At 47.9% G+C, this 10,410-nt stretch carries 11 protein-coding genes; 8 read left to right on the forward strand and 3 right to left on the reverse strand.

The window, feature by feature from the left end; translation table 11 throughout:
* The first annotated feature begins 4 nt into the window (after window positions 1-4).
* Genes menH through menE form a run of 4 tightly spaced genes read left to right on the forward strand, consistent with a single transcriptional unit; the run spans window position 5 to window position 4,114 of the window.
* Window positions 5-823 carry a 2-succinyl-6-hydroxy-2,4-cyclohexadiene-1-carboxylate synthase gene (gene menH, locus BM082_RS07790; protein WP_074926397.1) on the forward strand — a complete coding sequence of 273 codons (819 nt, stop codon included), beginning with the start codon at window positions 5-7 and terminating at the stop codon, window positions 821-823.
* A 23-nt stretch (window positions 824-846) separates the two neighbouring features.
* A complete protein-coding gene (gene menB / locus BM082_RS07795) occupies window positions 847-1,713 on the forward strand; it encodes a 1,4-dihydroxy-2-naphthoyl-CoA synthase (protein ID WP_074926400.1) in 867 nt (288 codons plus the stop codon).
* A gap of 11 nt (window positions 1,714-1,724) precedes the next feature.
* On the forward strand, window positions 1,725-2,708 hold the full coding sequence (gene menC / locus BM082_RS07800; protein WP_074926404.1) for an o-succinylbenzoate synthase: 984 nt from the start codon (window positions 1,725-1,727) through the stop codon (window positions 2,706-2,708).
* Complete coding sequence (gene menE, locus BM082_RS07805; protein ID WP_229491721.1) at window positions 2,636-4,114, forward strand: o-succinylbenzoate--CoA ligase; 1,479 nt, start codon at window positions 2,636-2,638, stop codon at window positions 4,112-4,114. The genes menC and menE overlap by 73 nt, the downstream gene beginning before the upstream one ends.
* Window positions 4,115-4,118: 4 nt before the next feature.
* On the opposite strand, the gene BM082_RS07810 is transcribed toward menE, so the two are convergent.
* The 3 genes from BM082_RS07810 to BM082_RS07820 all read right to left on the reverse strand — a co-directional run bounded on the left by BM082_RS07810 (window position 4,119) and on the right by BM082_RS07820 (window position 7,119).
* Window positions 4,119-5,984: an MFS transporter gene (locus BM082_RS07810; protein WP_074926411.1), complete on the reverse strand. Its 1,866-nt coding sequence runs from the start codon at window positions 5,982-5,984 to the stop codon at window positions 4,119-4,121.
* A 29-nt stretch (window positions 5,985-6,013) separates the two neighbouring features.
* A complete protein-coding gene (locus BM082_RS07815; protein WP_035017550.1) occupies window positions 6,014-6,613 on the reverse strand; it encodes a TetR/AcrR family transcriptional regulator in 600 nt (199 codons plus the stop codon).
* A 107-nt stretch (window positions 6,614-6,720) separates the two neighbouring features.
* Window positions 6,721-7,119: an NINE protein gene (locus tag BM082_RS07820; RefSeq protein ID WP_017008480.1), complete on the reverse strand. Its 399-nt coding sequence runs from the start codon at window positions 7,117-7,119 to the stop codon at window positions 6,721-6,723.
* A 260-nt stretch (window positions 7,120-7,379) separates the two neighbouring features.
* Between BM082_RS07820 and BM082_RS07825 the strand changes: the two genes are divergently transcribed.
* The 4 genes from BM082_RS07825 to BM082_RS07840 form a co-directional block, all read left to right on the forward strand.
* Window positions 7,380-8,273: a Tim44 domain-containing protein gene (locus BM082_RS07825; RefSeq protein WP_074926414.1), complete on the forward strand. Its 894-nt coding sequence runs from the start codon at window positions 7,380-7,382 to the stop codon at window positions 8,271-8,273.
* 201 nt (window positions 8,274-8,474) lie between these two features.
* A complete protein-coding gene (locus BM082_RS07830) occupies window positions 8,475-9,611 on the forward strand; it encodes an MFS transporter (protein ID WP_277814633.1) in 1,137 nt (378 codons plus the stop codon).
* 143 nt (window positions 9,612-9,754) lie between these two features.
* Window positions 9,755-9,997: a TIGR02647 family protein gene (locus BM082_RS07835; protein WP_017008483.1), complete on the forward strand. Its 243-nt coding sequence runs from the start codon at window positions 9,755-9,757 to the stop codon at window positions 9,995-9,997.
* Window positions 9,998-10,187: 190 nt separating this feature from the next.
* The coding region (locus tag BM082_RS07840; RefSeq protein WP_208862520.1) for a transposase domain-containing protein at window positions 10,188-10,410 on the forward strand (223 nt) is incomplete at its 3' end.

The raw sequence follows: 10,410 nt of genomic DNA on the forward strand, positions 1-10,410 counted from the left end.
GCCAATGACTTCATTCAGGAATGAGACGTTATCACCCTGCGAGCTGTTGGGTTCTAAAGCAACGGGGCAAATTGAAAAGCCAGCGTTGGTTTTTCTGCATGGCTTGCTTGGCAGTGCTGATGATTGGAAAGCCGTGACCGAAGCGTTGTCGCAAGATCACTTTTGTCTCGCGATTGACTTACCGGGGCACGGTGAAAGTAAACACATTCCCCCTGTGAGTTTTGAACACACCAATACCTTGATCATGCAAATCATAGAGAAGCACGTGCAAGGGGCGTATTGGCTTGTGGGGTATTCGCTAGGTGCAAGGCTTGCGATGATGATTGCCGCGAGTCATCAGGCTGACGGAGCAAGTGAAAAAGCAACCCACCTGCGAGGCTTACTGATTGAAAGCGGCCACACTGGGCTACCTGATAGTGAGCGCGAGTCTCGTTGGCAAAATGATTGCCGATGGGCACACCGTTTTGAGTCCGAGCCCATTGTTGACGTGCTTCAGAATTGGTATGAACAACCCGTTTTTTCCTCACTAAATCATGCGCAAAAACAAAGTTTTGTCGCACTTCGTAGTGATAATCTCGGCGTTAAAGTGGCAAGTATGTTGCGTGCTACATCGCTATCAAAGCAACCTGAACTGTCAGAGCCGTTACGGCAATGCGAACTGCCTTTGCACTATGTGTGCGGGCAAAACGACACCAAGTTTTGTGCCGTCGCCGCGCGGTCGGGGTTTAGGTTCAATGTCGTCCCAGACGCGGGACACAATATTCATGCTGAGCAGCCTAGGCTGTTTAGCCAGCTGATAAAAAAGCTGATCACTACCGTTTAATTTGACGATTCAATGGAGCCATTATGGCGATTACAACAGGTTTGACCGAACAAGAACTATACGCACCGGTTGAGTGGGCTGACTGCTCTGAAGGGTATGAAGACATTCTTTATCACAAGTCTGCGGAAGGTATTGCACGCATTACCATTAACCGCCCTGAAGTGCGTAATGCGTTCCGTCCTCAGACGGTTAACGAGATGATCAAAGCACTGTCTGACGCACGCTATGACGAAAAAGTGGGTGTGATTGTCCTAACGGGCCAAGGCGAGCATGCATTCTGCTCTGGCGGTGACCAGAAAATTCGTGGCGACTACGGCGGCTACCGTGACAACGAAGGTACGCATCACCTAAACGTGTTGGACTTCCAACGTCAAATCCGCACTTGTCCGAAGCCAGTGATTGCCGCGGTAGCGGGTTATGCTGTCGGTGGTGGCCATGTTCTTCACATGATGTGCGATTTGACCATTGCTGCTGATAACGCGCAGTTTGGTCAAACCGGCCCTAAAGTGGGGTCTTTTGATGGTGGTTGGGGGGCTTCATACATGGCCCGCATCATCGGTCAGAAGAAAGCACGTGAGATTTGGTTCCTTTGTCGTTTCTATGATGCACAAGAAGCACTGGACATGGGGCTTGTAAACCATGTTGTGCCTTATGCAGAGCTTGAGCGTGAAACCGTGCGCTGGTGTCGCGAAACGCTGCAGCACAGCCCGATGGCGCTTCGCTGTTTGAAAGCAGCATTGAATGCAGACTGTGATGGTCAAGCGGGTCTTCAAGAGCTTGCAGGTAACGCAACCATGTTGTTCTACATGACAGAAGAAGGCCAAGAAGGTCGTAACGCATTCAACGAAAAGCGTCGTCCTGATTTCGACAAATTCCCCCGTAACCCTTAATGGAAGAAGCGATGAAACACGCAACGCTTTATCGCTACGATCTTCCTATGGACAGTGGCGTGATCCTGCGCCACACCCGACTCACACAACGTGTTGGTTTCATTGTGGAGCTTCGTGATGGCGAGCGTATAGGACGAGGTGAAATAGCGCCACTGCCAGAATTCAGCAAAGAAACGGCAGAGCAAGCCGGTGAACAAGCCCAAGTTATGCTGAATCATTGGTTAGCAGGTCAGGCAATCGACTGGGATGTTTTATCTCCTTCAGTTGCTTTTGGCATCAGTATGGCAATGGCTGAGTTATCCGGTGAACTTCCTGCGGAAGGTAACTTCGTTGTTGCCCCGCTGTGCAGCGGCGACCCTGATGATTTAGTGCAGAAACTGGCAGACATGCCGGGGCAGAAAGTCGCCAAGATCAAAGTGGGTTTGTATGAAGCCATACGCGATGGCATGGTCGCCAACATGTTCCTTGAGGTGATCCCAGATCTGTTGCTTCGTCTTGATGCGAACCGTCAGTGGACGCCTGCGAAAGCTGCTCAGTTCGCAAAGTATGTACATCCCGCTTTCCGTGAACGCATTGCTTTCTTGGAGGAGCCTTGCCCGTCGCCAGAAGAAAGCCTCGCCTTTGCGAAAGATTCCGGCATTGCAGTAGCGTGGGATGAAACCTTACGCGATGAAGGCTTTGAGCTTGAAGCCGCTGATGGCCTCAAAGCCATCGTGATTAAACCCACCTTGATTGGCGGACTGGCGAAAGTAAAAAGTCTTGTCGCTCAGGCCCACGACATGGGACTGGAGGTGGTGATCAGTTCCAGTTTGGAATCTAGCTTTGGTTTAAACCAATTGGCGAGGGTGGCTCACTGGTTAACGCCTTCGACAATCCCGGGGTTGGACACGATTGATCTCTTCCAAACGCAGTTGGAAGTGCCTTGGCCAAATTGCACGTTACCAACGACACCGTTGTCAGATTGCAGTATCGCATGGCAAGCATCCAGCCAATAAACTTCCCAACGTGGCCTTGGTTGCACTGGCGAGAACAACGCGCTGATGCAACTGCCATTGTGCTTGATGATGTCGCGGTGAGCTGGCAACAGCTTTGCCGAGACATCTCTCGCGCACAAAATACACTTCAGCGTCATCCCTTTCAGCATTCTGATGTTCAAAACCACATTGAGCGTATCGCTATTGTCGGTGACAACCGCTATTGTGATTTGGTGAACATGTTGGCGTCCTGGCAATCGGGCTGGCAAACGCTCATGGTAAACCCTGCATTTTCACCTGAGTTTCAAGCCACTTTGCTTGAAGACATTGGCATTTCGCACTGTTTATCATTTGATGATGTCTTCACAAACGTCGATGCATCTTTGCCTTTTGAAAGGCACGATTTAACAAAATATGACCAGGCACCTGTTGTGTCTTTTATCTCAGAAGAATGCCTCACGTTAACGCTAACCTCCGGCTCTACGGGGTTGCCAAAAGCTGTGGTCCATACTGCGGATAATCACCTATCGAGCGCAGCGGGCTTATTCTCTTTGATGCCCTTTAATGACGCCGATTGCTGGTTGCTTTCATTGCCGCTTTTTCATGTGTCCGGCCTTGCGATTGTGTGGCGTTGGCTTTTAAACGGTGCCGTCTTAAAAATCGCGGAAACCAAAGGTGATACCCTTATTTGCGCTCTCGATGGCGCGACGCACGCGTCACTGGTGCCAACGCAATTACAGCGTGTCGTTTCTTTGGGTAAGCCTCAGTCTTTGCGTTCCGTTTTGCTTGGCGGCGCAGCCATACCTCAACCACTGGTGGATGACGCAGAGCGCATGGGCATTCAATGTTGGTGTGGCTATGGGATGACAGAAATGGCATCAACCATTTCCGCTAAACGCGCCGATGGACGATTGACCGTTGGTGATGTGTTACCCAACCGAGAGGTGCGTTTATCGGATGCGGGGGAAGTGTTGGTAAAAGGGGGCACGCTAGCTGCAGGGTATATGGTGAAGGGGGAGATACATCCGCTCACTGAACATTGGTTTGCGACCAAAGATAAAGCGCGATGGTGCGACGAAAGCCATGAACTTCAGATTCTAGGTCGACTGGATAACATGTTTGTCTGCGGTGGAGAGAATGTACAACCTGAGGCTGTAGAGCGTGTGCTCGGTCAATTTGAGGGGGTTCTGCAACTCATCATTTTACCGGTTGATCATGAACGTTGGGGCCAAGTGCCAGTGGCAGTCGTTCAAGGTAGGGTCGAACATGATGCTTTTCTTGAATGGGCGAAGCAGCAAGTACCTGCTTACCAATGTCCGCAAGCTGTACTGTCTTTGCCAGAGAATGTCGGTGTGTCTGGCATTAAGCTTTCTCGCAACGGCCTCGCTCAATGGCTAGCTTCACAACCATTACCACTTCCTGTTTGAGTGATTAGCGAACATTACCACGAAGTTGTTTTACCTCTTCGAACAAGGTCGCACAGCTTGCATCCTGCGGTGGCACTGCGTTGCCAGCAGAAACAGTGACCTTCGACCAAAATCGGCACGGCAATTTGAGTAGCGCTCGCCCGCCTTCTCGGCTGAAGTAGCTTCCCCACAAGCCTTGCAATGCCATCGGAACAACAGGCACGGGGGTTTGTTTTAAGATCAATCCAATTCCGCGTTTGAAGGGCTGCATTTCACCATCGGGTGTTAAGTGCCCTTCAGGGAAAATACAGACAATTTCGCCATCGCTTAGCTGCTTTTTAATCTCTTTTAGCGCACAACGAATAGAGCCGCTAGTGAGCTTTATCGGGATCACTTTGGCTGCGCGGAAGAAATAATTAAGTACAGGTAAGTGATAGTAATCTTCGTCCATTACAAATCTAATCGGCCTTGGGCACGCACCGGCAAGTAATAGGGCATCAACATAGCTGACGTGATTACACACTAACAACGCGCCGCCTTCTGAGGGGATGTTAGCGAGGTTTTTGTGTTTCACGCGGTAAAAGCTGTGACTGAGAAACCAGATAACAAAGCGAAGCGCGAACAGCGGTACCTGCTTTCCAGCGTAAAGGGCAACTAATAGGTTCAGGCCAGCAAGAATACAGAAAAAGACCGGGATACTTAGCCCTACAACACCTAGAAGTACGATGGCGAGAATGGCGCTACTCACCATGAATAAAGCGTTGTAAATATTGTTCGCAGCAATCACTTGTGAGCGTTCACTTTCTTTTGAACGGCTTTGCATCAAGGCATACAAAGGCACAATGAAGATGCCGCCAAAAATACCAATGAAAACTAAATCAGCAAATACCCACCAAAGTGAAGGTTCAGAAATGAATGCCAAGAAGGTGTCAGTCTGGGGTGGAACATCGGGTGTAGAGAACAAAAGATGCGCGCCAAAAACGGTGAGCCCTAGACTGCCTATAGGTACAATTCCAGGTTCGATTCGGTGTGCTGATAACTTGTCACAAAGCAGCGACCCTATGGCAATGCCTACTGAAAAAAGCGTAAGCAAAAAGGACACGGACGCTTCATTGCCGCCTAAATGGAGCTTGGCGTAGTTTGGAAATTGGGTGAGGTAACTTGCGCCAAGAAACCAAAACCAACTGATCCCCATGATGGATTGCAGCACCACCTTATCGCGTTTTGCGATACCCAACGTTGTTTTCATTTGCTGGCGAAGTGAAAAACGAATGCGGAGATCGGGATTACCTGCGTTGGCTGGTGGAATGGCGCGGGCGCTGAGATACCCCATGACGGCAAATGCCACGATGGCCATCGCTGCGATAAGTTGAGCATTGGGGAGATTTGCTATCATCCCAGCGACAATCGTGCCGAGCAAGATAGCGAGGAATGTACCCGTCTCAACCAATGCATTTCCGGGCACCAATTCTTCTGGCTTTAATGTTTGTGGTAAGAGCGCATATTTGACGGGGCCGAAGAAGGCAGATTGTGTGCCCATCAAGAAAAGTAAAAAGAGCAAAACGAGATAACTTTCGAATAGAAACGCGAGAGCTGCGAGGCTCATGATGGCGATTTCGACGAGCTTAACAACCCGAATGAAGCGGGATTTTTCGTATTTGTCAGCGAGCTCCCCTGCAAACGCAGAGAAAAGGAAAAAGGGAAGAATGAAGAGACCAGCAGCAAGGTTGATAAAAAGATCGGTGCTGACCCCAAGTGCGCCTGGTGCCGTGAACGCCACCAAAATGAGGAGTACGTTTTTATAAACGTTATCGTTAAATGCCCCTAGTGCTTGCGTAACAAAATAAGGAAGAAAACGTCGTTGCTTTAGCAGTGTTGATTGCGTGCTCATCGCTTCTTCCTAGTGGTAGTTTGGTATTACTACGCGGCAACCCAGCTTGATAAGTATCCAGTGAGCAGGTTGTTGATCAACTCTTGGCCATTAACGGGGACATCTGTAAAGAACTTGTCGTCGACGCTCAGCAATGTAATGCCATGAACGCCCGCCCATAGAACGCGACTTGCTTCAACCACCGATTCGTCACTTCTTAACGGGGACAGTTTGTGTAGGAGCGTTTCAAGAATACCTGTCATGTTTTGAATACGATCGCTGTGCCAGTCCGGCATGTCATTGCCTTTCATACTGTGTTCAAACACCAGTTGCCAGCGGTAGGGGTTCGCCTTTGCAAAATCCAAGTAGACTTGAGCGAGCAGGAATAGCGATGTTTTTGGATCGGTGGAAGATTGCAGCTTTTCTTGTGCTTGGCGACGAAGGTCATCCAAGGTGCGTGCAACAACATGTAAGAGGAGAATGTTGTAACTGCCGAACACATTAACGAGCGTGCTTGGCACGTAGCCAATCATCGCAGCGACTTTTCGCAGGCTCAGTGAGTGGTAGGGATTGTCTTTCAGATAGGCTTCGACGCAATTCAGCGTCATCTCTATAAGTTCTTCTCTACTGTGGTCGTTCCTGCGTGCCATTACTTCATGCTGCGAATAGTGAACAATGTTCGATATTCTAGGAGCCAACTTTCTAAAGGGCAAGCCATGCGCCTCTCAGTTTGCATAACTTGCCTTAAGAATCGTGCTTAGTGAGAGAATTTGTTGCTATTCTTGATGGAAACTTGGTCGTTTAGTGTCCAAAAGTCGTAAATGATGCCTATGCCAAATAAGCCTAGCGAACAGAGGTAAAGAATACCTGTTAGCCATTTGCCCATGTACATGCGATGAATGCCAAACACACCAAGAAATGTCAGTAAAATCCAAGCCACTGAGTAGTCGGTTTGGCCGCTGTGGAAACGCAGATCGGCTTCTCTGTCCATCGAAGGGATAAGAAAGAGGTCAATCAGCCAACCGATACCGAAAAGGCCGAACGTAAATAGCCAAATGGTGCCGGTCACCGGTTTTCCATAATAAAAACGGTGTGCGCCAAGAAAACCAAAAATCCAAAGTATGTAGCCAATGACTTTGCTATGGGTGTCGTTCATGTAAATGTCCTGAACTAATGAAATCTGCCTGAGTGTAAAGTAACTCACACGGGAAGTAGATGACGTTAATGATATTTTGACATGAATTTTGTCTTATTGTTGCCAAGCGATGTGAAATTTTGGCCTAATTCAAACGATAAGGCGTATTGAAACTAAACGATTAGTAACACTTTCTACGTCCTGAACGTTTGACTTTCAAACACACGGGTATACCCTCGTTGTTACATGTACTGTAACGAATTGATTAAGTAAGGTTCGCGATGAAACGCTTTTTTGCTTTATTTGCGCTGATGTTTGTCGTGGTGGTTTCTGCCCCGCATGCTGAAGCAAAGAAATTCGGTGGTGGTAAGTCTTTTGGCAAAAGCTTTAAGACTGCACCTGCACCAAAATCTCAGCCAACAAATACAAATTCAATCAACAAAAAAAATGATGGCTCCGCGGCTAAATCAGGCATGAAAAAAGGTTTGATGGGCGGCTTGCTTGGCGGTCTGTTGGCCGGCGGTTTGTTTGCGGCCATGATGGGCGGCGCATTCGAAGGATTCCAGATGATGGACTTCCTTATCATTGCTGTTGTCGCGTTTGTATTGTTCAAAATCTTTAAGAGCATGATGGCGGCCAAAAATGGCTCTATCAACCGACCCAATCAACAAGCCTATGCAGGTGGTCGTGAGCCACAACAGCAGAAAGGTTATTACCACGAAGAGCAGCAACCTGCTTTTCGCGAGTCGGCGGCAACGTCACAAACGGGTGGTTTTGGTGCGGTAAACAATGACGTGCCTTTTAACTTCCCACCTAACTTTGACATGGTGTCTTTTGTGAACGGTGCGCGCGAGCATTACCGTATCCTTCAAGGTGCATGGAACCACAATCAACTTGAAACCATTCAAGAGTATGTAACCCCAGAGTTATACAACGATTTGATAGAAGAGCGTCGTAAACTGGAAGGCGAACAACATACTGAAGTGATGTATGTCGATGCTGAAATTGTACGTGCTGATAATGATAGCAATCGTGCACAGCTTAGCCTTCAATTTAGTGGCCGCTACTGTGACCGCCAGGAAGGTACTGAAGAAGATATCACTGATATTTGGCACTTAGAGCGCGATATGACGCAACCTAATGCGCCATGGTTGATTGTGGGTATTCAAGCGTAATTTCTGCAACGCTAAGTTCGATATAGCAGTCACTTCGGTGGCTGCTTTTTTTTGTTCAAAATTTCTGGCGTAATTGTTCAACGTTTCTCAATAGCTTATCGGTGAAAAGCTGGTTAGAGTGGCAGCCTGTTATATTTCCCATTGAATTCAAGGTAAGTGCGTGTGAATGCATTAAGAACTCCCACAAATCTTCTTATTGGTATGGCGTTTATCATGGCCATGACCTTTTCCGTTTGGAATGTGCTTTTAAACAACTTTGTTGTGGAAAGGGCGGCGTTCACGGGGAAGGAAATCGGGATTTTACAAAGCCTGCGTGAAGTACCGGGCTTTCTCGCGTTTACCGCGATTTACCTACTACTGTGGTTTAAAGAACAATCGTTCGCCCTTATTTTCTTGGCTGTCATGTGTGTGGGCGTCGCGGTGACCGGGTGGTTTCCGAACGAGTGGGGCTTGTATCTCACCACCGTGGTGATGTCCATTGGCTTCCATTATTTTGAAACGGTGAATCAGTCACTGACCTTGCAATGGGTTGATAAAGACAAAAGTGCGCATTTCATGGGAAGGGTTCTTGCGTGGAAAGGTGGGGCCAGCTTGATTGCCTATGGTACGGTTTGGTTGCTCATGGAATGGCTTGCAGTGTCGTACAACACTGTTTATATGGTCTTTGGTTTCTTCGGCCTATTGGGAGTGCTATTTCTGTGGTTGAGCTTTCCTTCTTTTGAATCGCCACATGCACAAACCAAAAAATTGATACTCCGTCGCCGTTATTGGCTTTACTACAGCCTGACATTTTTAAGTGGAGCAAGGCGTCAGATCTTTATCGTCTTTGCCGGTTTTATGATGGTGGAGAAATTTGGTTATTCAGTGGGGGATGTCAGCCTTCTCTTTATCATCAATTATGTTTTCAATATATTGTTCGCTGCCAAAATTGGTGCGTGGATTGGTAAGGTAGGCGAGCGCCGCGCGTTGACGGTTGAATATGTTGGATTAGCGTGTGTGTTTACGGGTTATGCGTTTGTAGAAAGCAGCGCACTCGCAGGGATACTGTACGTGGTTGATCATCTTTTCTTTGCCATGGCTATCGCGATTAAAACGTACTTTCAGAAAATTGCTGATCCAGAAGATATCGCTTCTACGGCGGGTGTGAGCTTCACGATTAATCATATTGCTGCAGTTGTTATTCCCGCTGCATTAGGGCTGGTTTGGCTTTATTCGCCGACGTCCGTGTTTTTAGTTGGCACAGCGTTAGCGGTCAGTTCGCTGGTGTTATCCCAATTGATCCCCCTTGAGCCGGAAGCTGGCAACGAAATTGCCATTTGGCGAGAGAAAAAAGCCTAGGATGTGGAGTGATTCTCAGTTATCGATATTTGCAGGAAAAGTTAGGGATTGATCGATCAGTTCTTGATCTCGGCACAGTTTACAGTTTGAAGCACGGACTATAGTCTGGAAAAGCACGTGATATAGAAGATAACGGAGGGCTTATGCCATTTACTTCAGAACTGATTGACGAAATGAATTTGTTGGTAAAATTTACACTGTCATCGGATATGGCGGGAATTAAAGTTCACAGCGATGCGGATCCACTTGTGATTGCGGCATCTGAACGTTTGTTCGAGAAAAAATTAGTAACAGAAGTCGATGGTGGTTATCTCACTGCCATCGGTCGTGATGCGGTAGAACATGCAAAAGAAGCGCTTCGTATTCTAACGTCGCAACCTCATTAGTTGCTGCTTTGAAAGTAAGTTTTAACGATTAGCATTGAATGACACGCGCTGCATTCTTATTCCTCGCGTGACACAAAATAAAAAAGGGAGCCATTCGGCTTAATGCCGATCAGTTAAGCAAAAAATGATCGGTTGAACGATCCTGAGAGGCTGGCAAAATCCGAGTGTATTTCTACACTCGGATTTTTTTATGTTCTTAAGACAAGCCCTCGACCGAATACACCAATTTTCTGCTGACCAACTCAATGGCCTATCAGATCTCCTGTGCCCCGCTCTCATTAATCAATGCCTTGAAGACACAGGCGTCACGACGATTCGAAAGCGTAGGCTCCCCATGGAACTGATGGTGTGGAGCGTCGTGGGAATGTCACTTTATCGGCATCTATCGATGAGTAAGGTGGTCTCTCAGCTCG

This window comes from Enterovibrio norvegicus DSM 15893 (assembly GCF_900115495.1).
Classification (GTDB): Bacteria; Pseudomonadota; Gammaproteobacteria; order Enterobacterales; family Vibrionaceae; genus Enterovibrio; species Enterovibrio norvegicus.

Bases quoted from the DNA above. Each gene is read 5' to 3' on its own strand.
- menH (WP_074926397.1), top strand. From the start codon at position 5: ATGACTTCATTCAGGAATGAGACGTTATCACCCTGCGAGCTGTTGGGT.
- menB (WP_074926400.1), top strand. From the start codon at position 847: ATGGCGATTACAACAGGTTTGACCGAACAAGAACTATACGCACCGGTT.
- menC (WP_074926404.1), top strand. From the start codon at position 1,725: ATGAAACACGCAACGCTTTATCGCTACGATCTTCCTATGGACAGTGGC.
- BM082_RS07810 (WP_074926411.1), bottom strand. From the start codon at position 5,984: ATGAGCACGCAATCAACACTGCTAAAGCAACGACGTTTTCTTCCTTAT.
- BM082_RS07815 (WP_035017550.1), bottom strand. From the start codon at position 6,613: ATGGCACGCAGGAACGACCACAGTAGAGAAGAACTTATAGAGATGACG.
- BM082_RS07820 (WP_017008480.1), bottom strand. From the start codon at position 7,119: ATGAACGACACCCATAGCAAAGTCATTGGCTACATACTTTGGATTTTT.
- BM082_RS07825 (WP_074926414.1), top strand. From the start codon at position 7,380: ATGAAACGCTTTTTTGCTTTATTTGCGCTGATGTTTGTCGTGGTGGTT.
- BM082_RS07830 (WP_277814633.1), top strand. From the start codon at position 8,475: ATGGCGTTTATCATGGCCATGACCTTTTCCGTTTGGAATGTGCTTTTA.
- BM082_RS07835 (WP_017008483.1), top strand. From the start codon at position 9,755: ATGCCATTTACTTCAGAACTGATTGACGAAATGAATTTGTTGGTAAAA.